17 protein-coding genes are annotated in these 19,249 nt (G+C 63.0%); 14 read left to right on the top strand and 3 right to left on the bottom strand.

Annotation, left to right across the window (positions count from 1 at the left end):
* Positions 1–13: 13 nt before the first annotated feature.
* From CKW40_RS09015 to gnd, 5 genes are all read left to right on the top strand, one after another.
* Entirely contained in the window at positions 14–370 is a 357-nt protein-coding gene (locus CKW40_RS09015) for a DUF2946 family protein (protein WP_095199571.1), read from the top strand.
* Positions 371–467: 97 nt separating this feature from the next.
* Entirely contained in the window at positions 468–1,007 is a 540-nt protein-coding gene (locus CKW40_RS09010) for a copper chaperone PCu(A)C (protein WP_095199570.1), read from the top strand.
* A gap of 39 nt (positions 1,008–1,046) precedes the next feature.
* Entirely contained in the window at positions 1,047–1,568 is a 522-nt protein-coding gene (locus tag CKW40_RS09005) for a YcnI family copper-binding membrane protein (protein WP_095199569.1), read from the top strand.
* A gap of 55 nt (positions 1,569–1,623) precedes the next feature.
* Positions 1,624–3,258 carry a copper resistance CopC/CopD family protein gene (locus CKW40_RS09000; protein ID WP_095199568.1) on the top strand — a complete coding sequence of 545 codons (1,635 nt, stop codon included), beginning with the start codon at positions 1,624–1,626 and terminating at the stop codon, positions 3,256–3,258.
* A gap of 146 nt (positions 3,259–3,404) precedes the next feature.
* Entirely contained in the window at positions 3,405–4,832 is a 1,428-nt protein-coding gene (gene gnd / locus CKW40_RS08995; RefSeq protein ID WP_095199567.1) for an NADP-dependent phosphogluconate dehydrogenase, read from the top strand.
* A gap of 75 nt (positions 4,833–4,907) precedes the next feature.
* Here the strand turns inward: gnd and CKW40_RS08990 are convergent, their stop codons facing one another.
* Entirely contained in the window at positions 4,908–5,960 is a 1,053-nt protein-coding gene (locus CKW40_RS08990; protein WP_095199566.1) for a LacI family DNA-binding transcriptional regulator, read from the bottom strand.
* Positions 5,961–6,366: 406 nt separating this feature from the next.
* On the opposite strand from CKW40_RS08990, the gene CKW40_RS08985 reads away from it, so the two are divergent.
* The 7 genes from CKW40_RS08985 (at position 6,367) to mgrA (ending at position 13,891) form a co-directional block, all read left to right on the top strand.
* Complete coding sequence (locus tag CKW40_RS08985) at positions 6,367–7,623, top strand: ABC transporter substrate-binding protein (protein WP_095199565.1); 1,257 nt, start codon at positions 6,367–6,369, stop codon at positions 7,621–7,623.
* A gap of 183 nt (positions 7,624–7,806) precedes the next feature.
* A complete protein-coding gene (locus tag CKW40_RS08980; RefSeq protein WP_095199564.1) occupies positions 7,807–8,703 on the top strand; it encodes a carbohydrate ABC transporter permease in 897 nt (298 codons plus the stop codon).
* Positions 8,700–9,635: a carbohydrate ABC transporter permease gene (locus tag CKW40_RS08975; RefSeq protein WP_095199563.1), complete on the top strand. Its 936-nt coding sequence runs from the start codon at positions 8,700–8,702 to the stop codon at positions 9,633–9,635. The genes CKW40_RS08980 and CKW40_RS08975 overlap by 4 nt, the downstream gene beginning before the upstream one ends.
* Positions 9,635–10,735: an ABC transporter ATP-binding protein gene (locus CKW40_RS08970; RefSeq protein WP_179297890.1), complete on the top strand. Its 1,101-nt coding sequence runs from the start codon at positions 9,635–9,637 to the stop codon at positions 10,733–10,735. Before CKW40_RS08975 ends, CKW40_RS08970 begins: the two co-directional genes overlap by 1 nt.
* Before the next feature lie 75 nt (positions 10,736–10,810).
* On the top strand, positions 10,811–11,557 hold the full coding sequence (locus CKW40_RS08965; protein WP_095199562.1) for a sugar phosphate isomerase/epimerase family protein: 747 nt from the start codon (positions 10,811–10,813) through the stop codon (positions 11,555–11,557).
* A gap of 11 nt (positions 11,558–11,568) precedes the next feature.
* Positions 11,569–12,711 carry a Gfo/Idh/MocA family protein gene (locus tag CKW40_RS08960; RefSeq protein WP_095199561.1) on the top strand — a complete coding sequence of 381 codons (1,143 nt, stop codon included), beginning with the start codon at positions 11,569–11,571 and terminating at the stop codon, positions 12,709–12,711.
* A gap of 133 nt (positions 12,712–12,844) precedes the next feature.
* Positions 12,845–13,891, top strand: a complete 1,047-nt coding sequence (mgrA, locus tag CKW40_RS08955; protein WP_095199560.1) for an L-glyceraldehyde 3-phosphate reductase — start codon at positions 12,845–12,847, stop codon at positions 13,889–13,891.
* Positions 13,892–14,042: 151 nt separating this feature from the next.
* On the opposite strand, the gene CKW40_RS08950 is transcribed toward mgrA, so the two are convergent.
* Both CKW40_RS08950 and CKW40_RS08945 read right to left on the bottom strand, forming a co-directional pair.
* Entirely contained in the window at positions 14,043–14,549 is a 507-nt protein-coding gene (locus CKW40_RS08950; protein WP_095199559.1) for a GNAT family N-acetyltransferase, read from the bottom strand.
* A gap of 26 nt (positions 14,550–14,575) precedes the next feature.
* Positions 14,576–15,673: a S1 family serine peptidase gene (locus CKW40_RS08945; RefSeq protein WP_095199558.1), complete on the bottom strand. Its 1,098-nt coding sequence runs from the start codon at positions 15,671–15,673 to the stop codon at positions 14,576–14,578.
* Between the two features lie 513 nt (positions 15,674–16,186).
* Here CKW40_RS08945 and CKW40_RS08940 point away from each other — a divergent pair.
* Both CKW40_RS08940 and CKW40_RS08935 read left to right on the top strand, forming a co-directional pair.
* A complete protein-coding gene (locus tag CKW40_RS08940) occupies positions 16,187–17,167 on the top strand; it encodes a trypsin-like serine peptidase (protein ID WP_244571135.1) in 981 nt (326 codons plus the stop codon).
* A 167-nt stretch (positions 17,168–17,334) separates the two neighbouring features.
* The gene (locus CKW40_RS08935; protein ID WP_244571134.1) at positions 17,335–19,143 is read left to right on the top strand and encodes an MORN repeat-containing protein; all 1,809 of its coding nucleotides are present in this window, start codon (positions 17,335–17,337) and stop codon (positions 19,141–19,143) included.
* Positions 19,144–19,249 lie beyond the last annotated feature (106 nt).

Here is a 19,249-nt window from a genome sequence, read left to right as displayed (position 1 = left end):
GAGACGCTGGAGCATGCCGGCCGCGCTTGTCGCGGCCTACCTGCTGCTGCTCCAGTCGACGCTCGGCGCGTTCGCCTTTGGCACCGGCCCGAATGCAGCGCAGCTCGACGCTTTCGGCAACGTCATCTGTACCCGCGATGGCGCCACCCAGCTTCCCGGCGGCGACCAGCATCCGTCCCATCTGCCGGCCTGCTGCACGCTTGGCTGCAGCATGTTTTCATCGGCCTTCGCGCCGCCGCCCGATGCCGGGCTAGCCCTGGGCAGCCTTTCCGTTGAAGCGGTCGCCTTCGTCTTTCCGGCGAGCACTCATCTCGACTTTGCGCGCGAACGCTCGCCGTCGAACCCGCGCGCGCCGCCGCCGGCGGCCTGAGCCTTTTTGCCCGTCGGAACCTTTCGCGGGCGCACCCATCCAAAGATCAAACGGCTCGCGACCGGCAACGGCGCGATCATCACTTCATGGAGCAACCATGTCCCATTCTTCCCTCACAGCGGCAGGCACGCTGTTCAGCCGCATTCTGTCCCACGTCAGGGAGCATCTCGGCGCTGTCGCACTGGCTCTGGCGATCATGCTCGCCGGCGCCCAGTCCGTCCTGGCGCATGAGTTCAAGGTCGGCGATATCGAGATCGGCCATCCCTGGTCGCGTGCCACGCCGGCCGGCGCCAAGGTGGCCGGCGGCTATTTCACCATCACCAACAATGGCAGTACGCCGGACCGGCTGCTGTCGATTTCGTCCGACATTTCAGACAAGGCCGAGCTGCATGAGATGGGTGTCAAGGACGGCGTCATGACCATGCGGCCCGTTGTCGGCGGCCTGGAGATTCCAGCCGGCGGCAAGGTCGTTTTGGGTCCCGGCAGCTATCATGTGATGTTCATGGATTTGAAGCAGCCACCCAAGCAAGGCGAGATGTTCGCCGCCACGCTGACCTTCGAAAAGGCCGGGACGGTGACGATCAAATTCGCCGTGCAGGCCATCGGCAGCGCGGCGCCTCAAGAAGACAACGACTGAACCGGCCATCGTACCGATCAAGATTCTAGAGGGACCATCATGAACAAGTATGTTTTGTCGGCTGCAGCGCTTCTCGCGCTGGGGACAAATGCCGCCTTTGCGCACATCACGCTCGAAACCCAGGAAGCGGCGGTTGGCTCGACCTACAAGGCAGTGCTGCGCGTGCCGCATGGTTGCGACGGCAAGGCGACGACCGCTGTGCGCGTGCAGATTCCGGAAGGGGTGATCGCGGTCAAGCCGATGCCGAAACCCGGCTGGACGCTGCAGACCAAGAAGGGCAAATATGAAAAGTCCTATCAGCTCTATGGCCAGGCGGTGACCGACGGCGTCAAGGAAGTCGACTGGAGCGGCGGCAATCTCCCTGACGAATTCTACGACGAGTTCGTCTTCCGCGCGACGCTGACGGCGGATCTGCCCGTCGGCCAAAAACTCTACTTCCCAGTGGTGCAGGAATGCGGCGACGCCGCCGACGACCGCTGGATCGAAATCCCGGCGGCCGGGCAGGATGAAGACGCGCCCGAGAACCCGGCGCCCGGCATCAAGCTCACGCCGAAGAAATAGCTTTCTCCCCTGGCGCGCTCTGCTCGCGGAGCGCGCCGCATCCCCGTGGCATGGCATGACCGCAATATTTTCCCGAATGGTCGATACCAACAGCAAGTTCGTCGGCTGGATTGCCGGCGGGCTGCTGGCCCTGCTCATGGCGCTTATCGTCATGGCATCGACAGATCAGGCCTTTGCCCATGCGGCGCTGATCAAGACCGATCCGTCCGACGGTGCGGTCCTGACAGAGGCTCCGAAGCAATTCTCGCTAACCTTCAGCGAGCCGGTTTCGCCGTTGGTGCTGACCCTGGTGACGCCCGACGGCACGCCGGTCGCGCTGACGTCCTTCCGCCTCACCGACCAGACGGTCGAGATCGACAATCCGCAAGCGCTCAAATCCGGCACGCATGTGCTGAGCTGGCGCGTCATTTCCGCCGACGGCCATCCGGTCGGCGGTTCGCTGCTGTTTTCCATCGGCGCACCGAGCGAACCGCCCGCTGTATCCGAAGCCGTCGATTGGTCGCTGCGGTCGGCGATCTGGATCGGCAAGGTCTTGCTCTACATCGGCCTCTTCTTCGGCGTCGGCGGCGCCTTTGCCCTTGGCTGGCTGGGCGGCGACGGACGAACCGGTCAACGCTTTGTCGCAGCCGCGATGCTGTGCGGCCTGGTGGCGGCACCCTTGTCGTTGGGCTTTCAGGGGCTCGACGCGCTCGGGGCGCCGCTCTCCCATCTGGGACAGCCGGTGATCTGGCGGACCGCGCTCGGCACCAGTTTCGGTTGGACGGTGCTGGTCGCCCTAATTGCGCTGGGGCTCGGTCTGCTGTCGCTGGCCGGACCGCGTGTGGCCGCCAGGCCATTTGCGCTTGCTGGGCTGGCTGGCGTCGGCGTCGCGCTCGCCGCCAGCGGCCACGCCAGCGCGGCCGAGCCGCAATGGCTGACGCGGCCGATGGTGTTCGTGCACGGCGTCGGCATCGCCTTCTGGGCCGGCGCCCTGGTGCCTCTCGGTCTCGCGCTGAAGCGCCAAACGACCGATGCTGTCGCGTTCCTGCGCCGCTTCTCCGCAGCGATCCTGCCTGTCGTGGCCGTGCTTGCCGCGGCCGGCATCGTGCTGGCCGTCATCCAGGTGCAGACGCCCTCGGCGCTGATCGGCACCGCCTATGGTCGGCTGCTGCTGGTCAAGCTGGCGCTGCTGGTCTTCCTGTTCACGCTGGCCGCCGTCAACCGCTGGAAACTCACTGCTTCGGCCGAGGCAGGATCAACGGAGGTGCAACGCAGGCTAACCCGCTCGATCGGCGTCGAAATGCTGATCGTGCTGGCGATCTTCGGCGTTGCCGCGGGCTGGCGCTTCACGCCGCCGCCACGGGCGCTGGCGATCGCGGCGGCGCAGCCGGTTTCGGTCCACATCCATGCGCTGCAGGCGATGGCCGATCTCAGCATCACGCCCGGCCATGCCGGGCCGGTCGCCGCCTCGATGATCATCATGACCGGCGATTTCGGTCCGCTCGACGCCAAGGAAGTGACGCTGGTGCTGTCGAAACCCGACTCCGGCATCGAGCCGCTGAAGCGCGCGGCGACCAAGCCCGGCGATGGCAGCTGGCGTGTCGACAACCTCGTCATTCCGGTTCCCGGGCGCTGGATGGTGCGCATCGACATCCTGGCTTCGGATTTCGAGATGGTGAAGATCGAGGCGCCGGTGGACATCAGGCCGTGATGGTCTATATGGCCGCCTGCGAAGCGGCCGGGTGTCTTGCTTGCAACACAATTCGGCGAGGCGGTTGACGCGGCGCGAAAGGCCCGTCAATCATCCGCGCAAATCACGGGCTCCGACCAACAAGATCCGAAAGCAGGGAAGAAACGATGGAAAAAGCCGAAATCGGCCTGATCGGCCTTGGCACGATGGGCTCCAACCTGGCGCTGAACATTGCAGAACACGGGCACCGCATCGCCGTCTTCAACCGCACCCGGGCACGCACGGACGCTTTCGTCGAGAATGCCGGCGCGCTGAAAGACATGGTGGTGCCTTGCTACAGCCTGGAAGAACTCGCCGCAGCGATCAAACCACCTCGCCCGGTCATCATCATGGTGCTGGCCGGCAAGCCGGTCGATGAGCAGATCGAAGCCTTGCGCGGCGTGTTGTCGGCCAACGACATCGTCATCGATGCCGGCAACGCCAATTTCCGCGACACGATGCGCCGTTTCTCCGAATTGTCCGGCTCGGGCCTCACCTTCATCGGCATGGGCGTGTCCGGCGGCGAGGAGGGCGCGCGCCACGGCCCGTCGATCATGGTCGGCGGCACGGAAGATAGCTGGAAGCGTGTCGAAAAAGTGCTGACTGCCATCTCGGCAAAATTCAAGGACGAGCCCTGTGCCGCCTGGCTCGGTACTGATGGCGCCGGGCATTTCGTCAAGACCATCCACAACGGCATCGAATATGCCGACATGCAGATGATCGCCGAGATATACGGCATCCTGCGCGATGGCCTGGGCATGGGGCCGACAGAGATCGGCACGGTGTTTTCCAACTGGAACAAGGGCCGCCTCAATTCCTACCTGATCGAGATCACCGCCAAGGTGCTGGCCGCCGACGATCCCAAGACCGGCAAGCCGGTGGTCGACATCATCCTCGACCGCGCCGGCCAGAAGGGCACCGGCAAATGGTCAGTCATCGAGGCGCAGCAGCTTGGCATTCCGGCGACCGCGATCGAAGCGGCGGTGGCGGCGCGCGTGCTGTCGTCGATCAAGGACGAGCGGCAGGCGGCAGAAAAGGCCTATGGCAACATCGGTGTGACGAAAATTTCCGGCGACAAGGACGCCCTGCTGCACGACCTCGAATTGGCGCTGTTCGCCGGCAAGATCGCCGCCTACGCGCAGGGCTTCGCGGTGATGAGCGGCGCCTCGAAGGAGTTCAACTGGAACCTGCCGATGCCGACCATCGCCAGGATCTGGCGCGCCGGCTGCATCATCCGCTCGCAGATGCTGGACACGATGGCCGAGGCGTTCAGCAGCGGCGGCGCTTCCACCAATCTTTTGATGGCGCCGGCTTTCATCTCATTGATGCAGGAGGCGCATCCGTCGCTGCGGCGTATCGTGGCCAAGGCTTCCGAAGCCGGTGCGCCGGTGCCGGCGCTGTCCTCGGCACTGGCCTATTTCGACAGCTATCGCCAGGGCCGCGGCACCTCGAACCTGATCCAGGCGCAGCGCGACTTCTTCGGTGCGCATGGCTTCGAACGCATCGGCGAGCAGGGCGCATTCCACGGCCCGTGGGGCAGCGGCGCTGCCGGCTAGCTAGAGCATCTCTAACTCTTTGTTTTTGACGCAATTCCGGACGGAAAACCGCTTCACACTTTTCCTGGAATTGCTCTAGTCCGTGGAACGCTTGTAAGCCAGGACCTCGCCTGGCACGCTGAGACTTTGCAGCGAGCCGGGCGCGGCGCCGCCGATCCAGCCGAGCACCGAGCGGGCGAGTTCCGAGCCCGCCAGCCGGAAGTTCTCGTTGACGATCAGCAGTTCGGGCCGAAACAGATGCAAAAGGTCCGATGATTGCTTGGAGACGATATCGACGTCACGGCCAAGCTTGAGGCCGGCATCCTCGATGCCGGCAACGAGCGCGAGCGTGGCGGCGGCGGCGCTGCTGACAAAGCCGTCCGGCCTGACATCGCGGCGCATCAGCTGCGCGGTCCTCGTCCTGATCTGCTCGATCGAATGGTCGATCGACACGGTGCTGAACGGGATCTCGGTGGCGCCGACCTCGCTCAGCGCATCGGCAAAGCCGTTGACCGTATGGCCGTGATAGGTCAGTCCGACGGGTGGCGTCAGCAGAGCGAGCTTGCGGCGCCCCATGCCCGCAAGGCGCCGTACGGCTTCGACCGCGAAAGCGTGATTGTCGAAATCATGATAGGGATGAACCAGCCCCATGTCGGTGCGGCCATGCGTGGCAAACGGAATGCCGTGCTCCAGCATATAGCGGGCCCTGGCATCGTTCGGCTGCGTGCGTGAAATGATGACGCCATCGGCGGAACCGGTCTCGACCAGATAGCGTATGGGGTCGAGCGGATCCTGGGAACGCGAATAGGGCGTGACGATCAGGTGATAGGGCGTGTCGGCGAGCACTTCCGAAACGCCGTAGATGATGTCCGAGACGAAGCTCATGATCTCGCGCTCGGTGTTGAGTACCAAGCTAATGACATTGGTCCTGCCGGTGCGCAGGCGCACACCGGCGCGGTTAGGCCGGTAACCGATCTGTTTGGCGACCAGCTGGACGCGCCGCCTGGTCTCGGCGCCGATCTCCGGAGCGTCTTTCAGGGCGCGCGATACGGTGGTCACGCCAAGCCCGGTCATGAAGGCAAGCGTCTTCAGCGTCGGCCGTTCCTTGGCCGACGTCTCGTCGTTCTTTTCCGTACGCCGTCTGTCCATTCATCCCGCCCGTCAGGCGCATAGCAGTCGCAGGGCGGGTCGGCAATCGCCGCGATTTGCGGCGTCGCACAATTTCAAGCCCGGCGAAGGTGGCAATATACTGAAACGTTACAGATTGCCAATCTCGATTGCCGGTTGGCGAATGAGCAGGCGGACACGGGGTCGTGATTTCTCTTGAGAATACAAGGCGAAGCGCCCTTCCGGCACTCCCTTTGCCGACTTCCGCAGCTGAACTGTTTGTTTTGCGCTGCGATGGCTCATATTGCGGCGCACAACAAGAAGGTTGGCAGCACATTTTATTCGCGACTCGAAAAAATATCGGACGGGCCGCCTGACCAGGGTTGCGTCGTCCCTGCAATTGCCTTATCCAAAATCTGTAACGTTTCAGATTCTGGGAGGAACCGAAATGCGATACAGGATTTTGGCCGCTGCGCTGGCAGCATCGGCCGCGCTGCAGTTTGCCGGCCCGGCCAGGGCCGCGGACCTGGAAGTCATCCACTGGTGGACGTCGAAGGGCGAGTCGGCTGCGGTCTCGCAGTTCGCAAAGGCCTTCGACAATGACGGCCATGGCGACAAGTGGGTGGACAGCGCGATTGCGCTCGGCGAAACCGCCCGCTCGACAGTCATGCAGCGCGTGCTCGGCGGCGATCCGCCCGGTGCGGCCCAGTTCAATCCCGGTCGGCAGTATGAGGAACTGATTTCGGGCGGCAAGCTGCTCGACCTCACCGACATCGCGACCGCCGGCAAGTGGGATCAGGTCATTCGACCGAAGGCAATCGGCAGCGCCTGCCTCGTTGACGGCCACTGGTGGTGCGTTCCGGTCAACATTCACTCGAACTACTGGGCCTGGTATTCCAAGCCGGTGTTCGAGAAAGCCGGCGTACCGGAGCCGAAGAGCCTGGCCGATTTCATCGCGGCCGCACCGAAGATCAAGGAGGCAGGCTTCATTCCCTTCGCCATCGGCGGCGACGGAAACGGCTGGCAGATCCAGTTGCTCTTCCAGGACATGGTCACCGAGGCTCTCGGTGTCGCCAAGCGTGACGAGATGTATACCAAGAAGAGCGCCGAAATTGCAGGCGGCCCCGAGATGAAAGGCGTCTTCACGCAGTTGAGGGCGCTGAAGCAGTACACTGACAATGGCTACGCCAATCGCAACTGGAACGACACCACGAATCTGGTGATCACCGGCAAGGCCGGACTTCAGGTGATGGGCGACTGGGCGCGCGGCGAATTCGCGGCCGCCGGCATGACCGGCGTCAAGGATTTCGGCTGCATGATCGGCCTGAACGAGGCCAAGCCGGTGGTCAGCACCGACGGCGACATCATCGTCTTCTTCAAGCAAAACAATCCGGATGTCGAGGCAGCGCAGAAGCGTCTCGCCGCACTGCTCATCAGCCCGGAGGTGCAGGTCGCCTTCAACAACGCCAAGGGTTCGATGCCGGTGCGCGGCGATGTCGATATGTCGACGGCCGATCCCTGCATGCAGAAGTCGCTGAAAGCGGTGGAAGATCCGGCCAACATCGTCACCGCGACGAACCGGTTCATCACCGAGAACACCAATCAGCAGCTCAATGAGCTCGTCGCGCAATTCTTCGCCGACGACTCCATGACGGCTGACGACGCCACCGCGAAGTTCTCCACCATCATCGGCAATTCCGACTAGGAGCCGATCAGCATCCGAGGCGCCGCACTTGCAGCGGCGCCTCGGCCTAACTCGCTCGCCAAGCAAGAAGACTTTGCCGGCGGGCTGACAATCGCCGGATCGGAAGCCGCGGCGGTTCGGAAGGCTGGTTTGCGCGCCGGCAGATGGGCCCGGCGTGTCGGTAGAAGCGGAGAAAAACGGACGATGCAGAGGAGTTGGAGGCAGAGATTTCACCTGCCCGCCGTGATCGGCACGATACCGATGATTCTCGTTGCCGTCGGCGTGTTCGTGATCGGCATCGGCTTCTCGGTGCTCTGGTCGTTCACCAGCTCGAAGCTCTTCCCAACCTACGATTTCGTCGGCCTGGCGCAGTACAGGCGCCTTTGGGCCGACAGTCGCTGGCTGGTCTCGGTCAACAACATCTGGTTCTTCGGCCTGATGTCCATCAGCTGCAACATGGTGTTCGGCTATCTGCTCGCCGTTTTCATGGACCAGCGCATCCGCCAGGAAGACCTGTTCCGCTCGATCTTCCTCTATCCCTTCGCCATGTCGCTGATCGTCACCGGCCTCGTCTGGCAATGGGTGCTCGATCCCAATCTCGGCCTGCAGGCGGCAATGCGCAATCTGGGCTGGTCGAGTTTCAGCTTCGCCCCTCTGGTTGACGCCAACACCGCGATCTACGCGCTGGTCGTCGCCGGCATCTGGCAGGGTTCGGGCGTGACGATGGCGATCCTGCTTGCCGGCCTGCGCGGCGTCGACGAGGAGATCTGGAAGGCGGCAAGGGTCGACGGCATCCCAACCTGGCGCACGCATTTGTCGATCGTCGCGCCGATGATGAAGGGTGCCTTCGCCACCGCCTTCGTTCTGCAATGTGTCGGCGTGGTGCGCGTCTATGACCTGGTCATTGCCATGACCGGCGGTGGTCCCGGCATCGCGACCTCCATGCCTGCGGTCTATGTCATCCAGCTAATCACCGTTCGCCAGAATGTCGGCCAAGGCATGGCCGCGGCAACGATGATGCTGTTGCCGGTGCTGGTCGTGCTGGGTTTCAGCGGACTTGTCCTGTGGCGGCGAAATCGCCGGCAGGGGGCGCGCGTATGACCGCCGGCCAGATCACCGCAATTCAACCCGTCCAGGACGCGCCGGATCAGGCCGGCGTGGCGCCCTTCGGGCCAAAACCGCGGCACGTATCGCCCGGCCGCATCGGCATCTACGTATTCCTGGTCGTTGCGGCGCTGTTCTTCCTCATCCCGGTCTACATCATGATCGTCACGTCGCTGAAGGGGATGCCGGAGATCAGGCTGGGACATCTTTTCAGCCTTCCGGCCGAGCCGACCTTCCAGCCCTGGGCCGACGCATGGCTCCATGCCTGCACCGGCCGCGACTGCAACGGCCTGAGCCCCGGCTTCTACAATTCGCTGAAGATCACCGTGCCGAGCGTGATCATCTCGATCATCTGCGCGTCGATCAACGGTTACGCGCTGACCTTCTGGCCATACAAGGGCGCCAATCTGCTCTTTGGCTTACTCGTCTTCGGTGCCTTCGTGCCCTATCAGGTCGTGATCTATCCCCTGATCATCGGACTGAGCTCCGTCGGGCTGTTTGCGACCCTTCCCGGCATCATCATCGTCCACACGATCTTCGGCATGCCCATCCTGACGCTGCTGTTCCGCAATTTCTACGCGGCCCTGCCGGTCGAGCTGTTCAAGGCGGCGCGGGTCGACGGTGCCGGGTTCTGGCGCATCTTCTTCTCCATCATGTTGCCGATGTCGGTGCCGATCACAGTCGTCGCCGTCATCCTGCAGGTCACCGGCATCTGGAACGACTTCCTGTTCGGCATCGTGTTCGCCGGCCGGTCCAACTGGCCGATGACGGTGCAGCTCAACAACATCGTCAACACCACGACAGGCGTGAGGGAATACAATGTCAACATGGCGGCCACCATTCTGACGGCGGCGGTACCTCTGATCATCTACTTCGTCTCCGGAAGATGGTTCGTGCGCGGCATCGCCGCCGGCGCGGTGAAAGGCTGATGGATATGGCGCAAAACGGTACCAGCGTATCGATCCAGGACCTGTCGCTGAACTTCGGCGCGGTGTCGGTGCTGAAGACGCTCAATCTCGATGTCGCCGAAGGCGAATTCGTCGTGCTTTTGGGCCCCTCCGGCTGCGGCAAGTCGACTTTGCTCAACTGCGTCGCCGGCCTGCTCGATATCTCCGAGGGCCGCATCTTCATCAAGGGCAAGAACGTCACCTGGGAAGAGCCGAAGGATCGTGGCATCGGCATGGTGTTCCAGTCCTACGCGCTCTATCCGCAGATGACGGTGGAGAAGAACCTGTCGTTCGGCCTGCGTGTCGCAGGCCTGCCGAAGGAGGAAATCGCCAAACGCATCGCGCGTGCCGCGGAGATCCTGCAGATCGAACCGCTGCTGCAACGCAAGCCCTCGGCGCTTTCCGGCGGCCAGCGCCAGCGCGTGGCGATCGGGCGGGCGCTGGTGCGCGATGTCGACGTCTTCCTGTTCGACGAGCCGCTGTCTAACCTCGATGCCAAATTGCGCTCGGAGCTGCGCGTCGAGATCAAGCTGCTGCACCGCAAACTGCAGAACACCATGATCTATGTCACCCACGACCAGATCGAGGCGATGACGCTCGCCGACCGCATAGCGGTGATGAAGGGCGGTGTGATCCAGCAGCTCGACGCCCCGCAGACCATCTACAACCGCCCGGTCAACCGTTTCGTTGCCGGCTTCCTCGGCTCGCCGGCGATGAATTTCATCGACGGCAGGCTGGAGAAGGACAAGGGCGACTGGTACTTCATCGTCGAGGATGTGCGCATTCCGCTTGCGACCTATGCCTTCGAGAAGGAACCGGTGCCGGGGCCGGCCGTATTCGGCATGCGCCCCGAGCACGTCGCCTTCAACAGCGGCACCGGCTGGCCGTTTACGGCTGACGCAAATGTCGAAGTCGTCGAGCCGATGGGCTCCGACACACTGGTCTGGCTGAAGCTCGGCAAACAGAATTTCACCGTCCGGGTGACATCGGAGCGCACGCCCAGGAATGCCGATGCGGTGAGCATCGGCTTCGACCCGATGCGGGCCTCGCTATTCGACGCCGAAACCGGCAACCGCCTTTAATTTTCCCCCAGGATCCATCCCCCCAAGAGATCCATCCCCCAAGAGACCCACCCACAAGCAGAACGGACAAAGACGATGAACTGGTCATTCCAACTCTACAGCGCCCGCAACTTCCAACCCTGGGAAGGCGTGCTCGCCACACTCGGCAAGCTCGGCTACACGCAAGTCGAAGGCTTCGGCGGCGTCTATGAAAATCCCAAAGCCTTCCGCGCCGAACTCGACAAGAACGGCCTTTCGATGCCGACCGGGCATTTCTCCATCGATGCGCTGGAAAAGGATTTCGACGGCGTGCGCAGGACAGCCGAAGCGCTCGGCATCAAGCTTTTGATCTGCCCCTATCTGATGGCCGAGGACAGGCCGTCCGATGCCGCCGGCTGGCGCGGGTTCGGTGAACGCCTGGCCAAGGTCGGCGAGGTGGCCTCGAAGGCCGGCTACGGCTTTGCCTGGCACAACCATGATTTCGAGTTCAAGGCACTCGCCGACGGTTCGCTGCCGCAGGACCACATCCTGTCTTCCGCCCCCGGTATCGGCTGGGAGATGGACCTCGCCTGGGTGGTGCGCGGTGGCGCCGATCCGCTGCCCTGGATCGAAAAGCATGGCAAGCGCATCGTCGCCGTGCATGTGAAGGACATCGCCAGGCCGGGCGAAGGACTGGACGAGGATGGCTGGTCGGATGTCGGCCATGGCACGATCGACTGGGCCGGCCTGATCAAACTGTTGCGGGCCAAGAGCGCGGCAAATTACTTTGTCATGGAACAGGACAACCCCAACGACATCGAGCGCTTCGCCCGCCGCTCGCTCGCATCCGTCAAGGCTTACTAGGAACAATCATCATGGCAAAGAAACTGGGTATTGGCGTCATCGGCTGCGGCAACATCTCGAAGGCGTATTTCTCGCTGGCGCCGCTGTTTCGCGGCATCGAGATGCGCGCCTGCGCCGACATCAACATGGACGCGGCCAGGGCGCGGGCGAAGGAATTCAAGCTGCGCGCCGAGACCGTCGAGGACCTGCTCAAGGCCGATGACATCGACATCATCGTCAATCTGACGATACCGGCCGTGCATTACGAGGTGTCGAAACGGGTGCTCGACGCCGGCAAGCACGTCTATTCGGAAAAGCCGTTCGTGCTGTCGCTCAAGGAGGGCCAGGACCTCAAGGCGCGGGCTGAAAAGAAGGGGCTGCGCATCGGCTCGGCGCCCGACACTTTCCTCGGCGGCGCGCACCAGCTGGTGCGTGAGCTGATCGACGAGGGCAAGCTTGGCAAGATCACCAGCGGCACCTGCCATGTCATGGGCCACGGCATGGAACACTGGCACCCCAATCCGGATTTCTTCTTCCAGCCGGGCGCCGGACCGGTGCTCGATATCGGGCCGTACTACATCACCAATCTGATCCAGCTGATCGGGCCGGTGAAGCAGGTGGCGGCTTTCGCGACAACCCCTGCCAAGGAGCGGACGATTTCATCGAAACCGCGCGCGGGCGAAAAAATCCCGGTCAACACGCCGACCACCATCCACGGGTTGCTGGAGTTCGAGAACGGCGCCGTGGTGACGCTGAACACCAGCTGGGATGTCTGGGCTCACGGCCACGCGCCGATGGAACTCTATGGCGAGGCGGGCACGGTGTTCGTGCCGGATCCGAACTTCTTCGGCGGCGACGTGCGCTTCACCGAAGAGGGCAAGCCGGTCAAGAAGCTGCCGAAATGGAAGCATCCGCTTGGCGTGCCCAATGAGATGCATGGCCAAGGCATGATGGCCAATTACCGCACGTCAGGCCTCGCCGACATGGCGCTGGCGATCGTCGAGGGGCGGCCGCATCGTTGCTCGATGGAGCTGGCGCTGCATGCCGTCGATGTCATGACCGGCATCCTGCGCTCCGGCGAGACAGGAAAATTCGTCGCCATGCAGACCACGTGCGAGCGGCCGGCCGCGCTTGGCGTCAAGGCAGCCAAGGAGTTGCTGGCCAAGAAAAAGTAGGCCGCAAGGATTATCAATAATTTTTCAAATCTCCCTCTCCCCGTTTCGCCGGGGAGGGGGTAAGGAGAGGGCGAGCATCGATTCAATCGTTCCTTCCGGCGATCCCCGCGCCGCCTGATCCTGAGGATTTCCCATGCCCTACATCGCCGCCGAAAACCGCTACGAAAAAATGATCTACAACCGTTGCGGACGGTCCGGTCTCAAGCTGCCGGCGATCTCGCTTGGGCTGTGGCACAATTTCGGCAATGACACGCCGCACAAGACCAAGCAGGCGATCGCCCGCAAGGCGTTCGATCTCGGCATCACTCATTTCGACCTCGCCAACAATTACGGGCCGCCGCCCGGCTCGGCCGAGACCGCTTTCGGCGAAATCCTGCGCACCGATTTCGCCGGATATCGCGACGAGCTGATCATCTCGACCAAGGCTGGCTACGAGATGTGGGCGGGGCCCTATGGCGAATGGGGCGGGCGCAAATACATGCTGGCCAGCCTCGACCAGAGCCTGAAGCGGATGGGGCTCGACTATGTCGACATCTTCTATTCGCACCGCTTCGATCCCGACACGCCGCTGGAAGAAACGATGGGCGCGCTCGACCATGCGGTGCGCTCGGGCAAGGCGCTTTATGCCGGCATCTCGTCCTACAATTCGCAGCGCACCCGCGAAGCCGCCGATATTTTGAAGCAACTCGGCACGCCCTGTGTCATCCACCAGCCGAGCTATTCGATGCTGAACCGCTGGGTCGAGGAGGACGGCCTGCTCGACACGCTGGAAGGGCTCGGCGTTGGTTCGATCGTGTTCTCGCCGCTGGCCCAGGGCATGCTGACCGACAAATATCTCGGCGGCATCCCTGAAGGCAGCCGCGCCTCCCAGGGCAAGTCGCTGAAGTCGGCTTTCATCAACGACCGCACCATCGCCAACATCAAGGCGCTCAACGCCATTGCCGGCAAGCGTGGCCAGACGCTGGCGCAGATGGCGCTGGCCTGGGTGCTGCGCAAGGGTAAGGTGACGTCGGCGCTGATTGGCGCCAGCCGGCCGGAGCAGGTCGAGGACTGCGTCGGCGCACTGAAGGTGCTCGACTTCAGCGATGCCGAATTGGCCGAGATCGATAGTTATGCGCGCGAATCCGACATCAATCTGTGGGCGGCCTCCGCCGAGCGCAAAGGCCCGCCGAGGAAATAGGCTTGTCCGACAAGCCGGCAACAAACGGCGAGGGTCTCTCTCGCCGTTTGTTGGGCCTCAAATGGCGCGAGGGAGCGGAGCGCCGACCTCCGGACGTTTGGTTTGCCACGGTTGCCCGCACCCGTCGGTCGTGGGCCAGAGGATTTCGTCGTCAGATGGCCCGCTCCATGAGGATGGAGGGCAACATCGGCCCAGGGCCAATGCGCAGTTCGATCCGTCTCACCGCTCGAAAGCCCAAGGCGGCATAGAACCCCTCCGCGTTGAGGCTGGCCTGGCATTCGAAACGGCACACGCCGGACGACCGGGCATCTTCCTCGCAACGCCGGTACAATTCGCGCCCTATCCCTCGACGCAACCACTCGGGATGTGTGGCGAAATGCCTGATATGCGCGAGGCCGGGCGTCACCTCGGAGCTTCCTGGCAGTTCCCGGGACCAACCGCCGCAGCCGACGGCAAGGTCATCGTCATTTGCCGCGAGATAGTAGGTGCCTGAAGAAAGCAGTGCCGGGTTCGCGCGTGTGATCAAAGGCAGCGCGCCCTCGAGAATGGCCTCATCGTACGCCGTGCGCATCGAGCCGGGGTAGGAAGCGAGCAGCAACGCACTTACCCCGGCTTCGTCCTGCGGTGTGGCGCGCCTGACTGTGAAGGTGGCAGACACGCGCTTTCCCCGGGATCGCGCCGGCGTCAGGGCGTTTTGGGCTTCTGGGCGGTGCCGAGCCCGGCTTTCGGCTTTTCCGGCGCCGGAGCAGGGGTCTTCATCTTCGCCTCGATCCAGCCGCCATAGTTGGCCAGCCGCGTGTAGATGCCATAGGCGTCCTTATGGCCGCAGGCCGCGCTGCCGTCGGCCGGGCCTTCGCCCCAGCTGACGACGCCGACCTGGACCGGGCCGCCGGCGCCGGTCATGAACAGCGGGCCGCCGCTGTCGCCGTTGCAGGCGTCTCGCACGCCGCTGGTGGTGCCGGCGCAGATCATGTTGCCGGTCAGCGGGTCGGTCATGTCGGCGGCAATCGCGTTGGCGGCGGCATCGATGCCCTTTTCCGAATAGCGCATGCGGTGAGACAGATCGCCAAGCGCCGCCTTCAGATCATGCGCATAGATGGCCTTGATGCCGCTGTTGCAGGCGCTGTTCGGCTGCAGATCGAGATCGGCGACCATCAGCGTCGTCGGGAACGTCCCGTCCTGCATCTTGCCCCAGCCGGTGACGGTGGTCTTGCCGGTGTCGGGGGTCGCGTCATGGGTGAGCTTGATGGTCGGCGCATCGGCCGGCTCGGCAAGCCGGAGCAGGCCAAGGTCGTTGTCGAGCGTCTGCTCGCTGTAGCCCTCGTTGACGATGACCTGCAGCACCTTGTGGCGCTTGCCTTCGCTGAGGTCGGTGGCGCCGGTCAGCACGGTGACCGCGTCTGGCGAGATCGGCTTGCCCTTGTCGTTAAGGCAGTGCGCCGCCGTCAGCACCCATTGCGGCGCGATCAGGCTGCCGCCGCAGAATTGCGCATTGGCCTGCGAGGCCGGGTTCTCGTCCAGCCTGGCGGTGGTGAGCAGCGCGACCTGGAAAGGATAGGCGCCCTTTTCGGCCTGGTTGCCGCCATAGACCCGGTCGGCGCCGTCGGGATTCTCCGCCGCTGCCTTGGCCCTGGCCTCGGTCACCCGCTGCATCGGCGAGACCGCCGCTTCAGGCCTTGCGGTGTTTTCATCCGCCAGGCCGGTGTTGATTGAAGTAATGGCAGCGGCAAAGCCAAGCAGCGATGCGGCAACGATTGGCCCGAACCGATTTGTGATGTGCACCTGAACCTCCTGAGACAATTCTCCCGCGCAGATCGACGCCGGGCATTGTGCAAGGAGGTGTTGCCGGTTCAGCGATCCGCACGCGTGCCGTATCGAAACGGCGCGCGATCGGTCACAAAACCGAATCCCACTTTTGCTAACCGTGCCCGCGAGCAGAACCCGCACAAAACCCTATAGCCCCCCACGGGCTACGTGGAAGCGATTTGTCATTGCCAATCTTGGATTATTTTAGGCAGTATGTCGCGATAGGGTCTTTTGGCGGGGGCTTAGATTGACCGTGGCAAACAACGATCCGGTACGTGCGCCGATAGCTTTAACCATTTTTTCGGTACCACCACGATCTCGACAATATTTCTGTATTTTGATCCAGTCCTTGCTGACTTTTGGGAGAGTCTCACCATGACAAAACTGACAAACGCACTCATTGCGTCTGCATTGCTTTCCACCGCAATGTGGACGGTCCCGGTCTTGGCCGCTGACCCTGGTTCCGCCAGTGCCGGTAATGGCGAAAGCATGCGGGACGTATCTTCAGGCGACTTCAAGGCCGGTCGGGCAAAACCGATCACGACACCGAAACTTACTGACGAAGACAACCGCGCCGCGCCGCTCACCGACGAGAAGACGGCTGTCAAATCCTATGGCATCGTCGGACGGTCCGCCGACGGCAAGGAGATCAAGATCGAGCCGAGCGAAGCGCTGCGCGAGCTCATCATCAAGGAACTGAACGCTCCGGCCAATGGCGCGGAGGGGGCTCAGCGCAAGACCGAGGATCCCGGTCTCGGCGAAGGCGAAGCCGGCCGCCAGGTTTTCGGCCCTGACGATCGCGAGCAGGTCAAGAACACCAAGACCTATCCGTTCTCGGCAATCGGCTATCTCGAAGCCAAGTCGGCGAAGACAGGCAGCTATGGCAGCTGTTCGGCGACGCTGATCGGCCCGCGCACGGTGCTCACCGCGGCGCACTGCCTCTACAGCCATGAGGACAAGGACTGGCTCTCTGAATATCTGTTCGTGCCAGGCCTCAACGGCAGCACCGCCGACGACGCACCGTTCGGCGCTTTCACCTTTGAAAGCGCCTATGTGCTGCAGGGCTTCATCGACAACTACCAGGGCTATTACGGTTCGGTGATCCCGTGGGACCTCGGCATCATCACGCTGAAGCAGGATGTCGGCACCAACCTCGGCTGGCTGGGCTACGCCAACTATGACGATCTCGGCGACTTCACCGCCAACCTCGTCGGCTATCCCGGCGACAAGCCGATGGGCACGATGTGGAAGGCAAGCTGCGAAGTGCATGCCGAGAACATCGCTCCGGAATATTTCCAGTATGACTGCGATACGTTCCCGGGGTCGAGCGGCAGCTCGGTCTATGCCTATGACACCAAGTCCAAGCAGCGCATCATCACCGGCGTCAACGTGGCGGAAAGCCCCGACGCGAACACCGCCGTGCGCCTGAACGCCGCCAACGTGCAGTGGATCAACAGCCTGTACAAATAACACGCGTACAAGCAGTTACAAAAACGGCGGCGGAGCAATCCCGCCGCCTTTTTCGTGCCGATCCTTCCGCGCGGCTTCTCTTGCACGCGGCAGGCGCGCCGACTACGCTTGGCTTGCCAAGAGGGCGAGGCATCCAAGGGGTTCAAGGGATGGCGCGGGCAAGGGTAGTGTTCGGGGTCGCGGCCGCATCGACGCTGGCCACGCTGATGCTTTCGACGGCTTTCGCCGATCCCGCCCCAGTCGGCGGCGCCTGGGCGGAGCGCGTGCAGATCCTCTATCAGGCCGACACACGCTCCGTGCTGCGCAGGACCGTGCGTGTCTGGGACTTTCATCCCGAGAAAAACCTCGACTTCGTCTGGGAGCCGGCACCGGGCCAGTCGCCCGACAAGACGATCGGCCAGGACGGTACCATCAACGGCAAGGGCAGGCTGGTGTGGCGGGTGCGCGGCTCGGCGAGCTATGATCCGAAGACCGTCTATTCCAGCTATTTCGGCGATGTCAGGAACGGCCGGCCCGATGGGCAAGGCCGGCTCGAACTGCGCTCGGGCGAGGTTTTCGACGGCCATTGGCTTTCAGGAGAACTCGACGGAAAAGGTATTCATATCGATGCCGACGGCAACCGCTATGAAGGCCAATTCGTTGACGGCATCCCGAATGGCGAGGGCCGGTTGCTGTCGAAGACAGGCGAGATCTTCGCCGGCTCTTTTGTCGGAGGGCTGAAGAACGGCAAGGGCCAGACACGGCTCGCCGGCGGCACCGTCTATGAATCGCAATGGGCGATGGGCAAGGAAGTCGACGGTTCGCGCCCGGACGTTCTGGCCGATGCCAGGGTCGGCGGACTGCTCAAGGCGCAGGCCGGCGGCGGCGATGCCGACAAGGTCGAGATCGGCGTCATCGTCGACCAGCGCATGACGCAGCAGGCCCAGACACAATACCAGCATCTGGTGCGGGACGAGGACATCGCGATCTATCCCGCGGATAATCTTTACAATGACGCCTGGAACGGCACCGGCACGGTCAACACCACCAATGTCTATGACGGTCCGGATTGGGAGGACACGCCGGCCTTTGCCGAGGTCGACCTGAAGACGACAGACGAGTCCAGGGTCAAGCTCGACAGTCTGGAAATGAAGGTCGCGGCAAGCGATGCCTACCGCAAGCCGATGCTGTCGATCTCCGAGCATTTCGGCTGCATCGGCTTCCGGCCGGATTTCTCTGTTCTCAACAATGGCTGGGGCGACGCCAAGGACATGAAGATGTCGATCCAGTTCACCACGGTGGACGAGGAAGGCAATCCGACCGGCCAGCCTAGCCGCATGTTCACTAAGGACATCGGTGGTTTCGGCGATGGCGTCGACGTGTCGATCAAGAGCGTGCTCGACGAGGCCGGCGTCGATACGGCGAGCCTGGAAACGGGGCGTTTTCCCTGTCCCTCGGTCGACAGTCTCAATGTCTGCCGCAGCCAGCTCACCAACAAGATCAAGTTCGGCGAGGTCGGCGACTATCTCGGCAATTTCAACCAGGCGATGACGCTGAATGCGATCGGCAAGTTGGACTATTCCTGGGCCGACGATCAGGGCAATGTCTACCAGCAGAGCGAGCCCTTCCGTGCCCAGATGACCATGGCTGTCTTCGAGACCCCTGAATCGATGGCCGAATGCGGCGATGGCGGTGGCGGCAGCCCGGAAGCGATGCGCTACCAGAACATCGAATTCCCGATCGGCAAGCACGACTACACGATCGCCATGCCGGTGCGCGGCAACAAGAATGTCAGCGCCTACACGGCACGGCTGAAAATGTGGTCGGCGATGTCGTCGATCCACAGTTTCAGCATCGCCGCGCATTTCGCCGACGGCAGCGTGCGCGAGAGCAAGCCGGTGACCTTCTTCTATTTCCGGCCGAAGCAGTCGCTGTTCGAGACCAAGACCGAGCCGGCGGCGTGCTATTTGCCTCGCCAGATGGCCGGCTGCGGCTAGGTATGTCGATATTCAGGTGAGGCCGGCCTCCAAACGGAGGTTCCCTGCGCTTCCGGTGCTCACGTGCTTAAGTACGCTCCGCTCCGGTTCTCGGTAACCACCGTTT

Origin of the sequence: Mesorhizobium carmichaelinearum, assembly GCF_900199455.1 — a bacterium.
Classification (GTDB): domain Bacteria; phylum Pseudomonadota; class Alphaproteobacteria; order Rhizobiales; family Rhizobiaceae; genus Mesorhizobium; species Mesorhizobium carmichaelinearum.
Note: the sequence above shows the minus strand (reverse complement) of the source record. Positions and strands in the feature narration are given on the sequence as shown.

Bases quoted from the DNA above. Each gene is read 5' to 3' on its own strand.
- CKW40_RS09015 (WP_095199571.1), top strand. From the start codon at position 14: ATGCCGGCCGCGCTTGTCGCGGCCTACCTGCTGCTGCTCCAGTCGACG.
- CKW40_RS09010 (WP_095199570.1), top strand. From the start codon at position 468: ATGTCCCATTCTTCCCTCACAGCGGCAGGCACGCTGTTCAGCCGCATT.
- CKW40_RS09005 (WP_095199569.1), top strand. From the start codon at position 1,047: ATGAACAAGTATGTTTTGTCGGCTGCAGCGCTTCTCGCGCTGGGGACA.
- CKW40_RS09000 (WP_095199568.1), top strand. From the start codon at position 1,624: ATGACCGCAATATTTTCCCGAATGGTCGATACCAACAGCAAGTTCGTC.
- gnd (WP_095199567.1), top strand. From the start codon at position 3,405: ATGGAAAAAGCCGAAATCGGCCTGATCGGCCTTGGCACGATGGGCTCC.
- CKW40_RS08990 (WP_095199566.1), bottom strand. From the start codon at position 5,960: ATGGACAGACGGCGTACGGAAAAGAACGACGAGACGTCGGCCAAGGAA.
- CKW40_RS08985 (WP_095199565.1), top strand. From the start codon at position 6,367: ATGCGATACAGGATTTTGGCCGCTGCGCTGGCAGCATCGGCCGCGCTG.
- CKW40_RS08980 (WP_095199564.1), top strand. From the start codon at position 7,807: ATGCAGAGGAGTTGGAGGCAGAGATTTCACCTGCCCGCCGTGATCGGC.
- CKW40_RS08975 (WP_095199563.1), top strand. From the start codon at position 8,700: ATGACCGCCGGCCAGATCACCGCAATTCAACCCGTCCAGGACGCGCCG.
- CKW40_RS08970 (WP_179297890.1), top strand. From the start codon at position 9,635: ATGGATATGGCGCAAAACGGTACCAGCGTATCGATCCAGGACCTGTCG.
- CKW40_RS08965 (WP_095199562.1), top strand. From the start codon at position 10,811: ATGAACTGGTCATTCCAACTCTACAGCGCCCGCAACTTCCAACCCTGG.
- CKW40_RS08960 (WP_095199561.1), top strand. From the start codon at position 11,569: ATGGCAAAGAAACTGGGTATTGGCGTCATCGGCTGCGGCAACATCTCG.
- mgrA (WP_095199560.1), top strand. From the start codon at position 12,845: ATGCCCTACATCGCCGCCGAAAACCGCTACGAAAAAATGATCTACAAC.
- CKW40_RS08940 (WP_244571135.1), top strand. From the start codon at position 16,187: ATGCGGGACGTATCTTCAGGCGACTTCAAGGCCGGTCGGGCAAAACCG.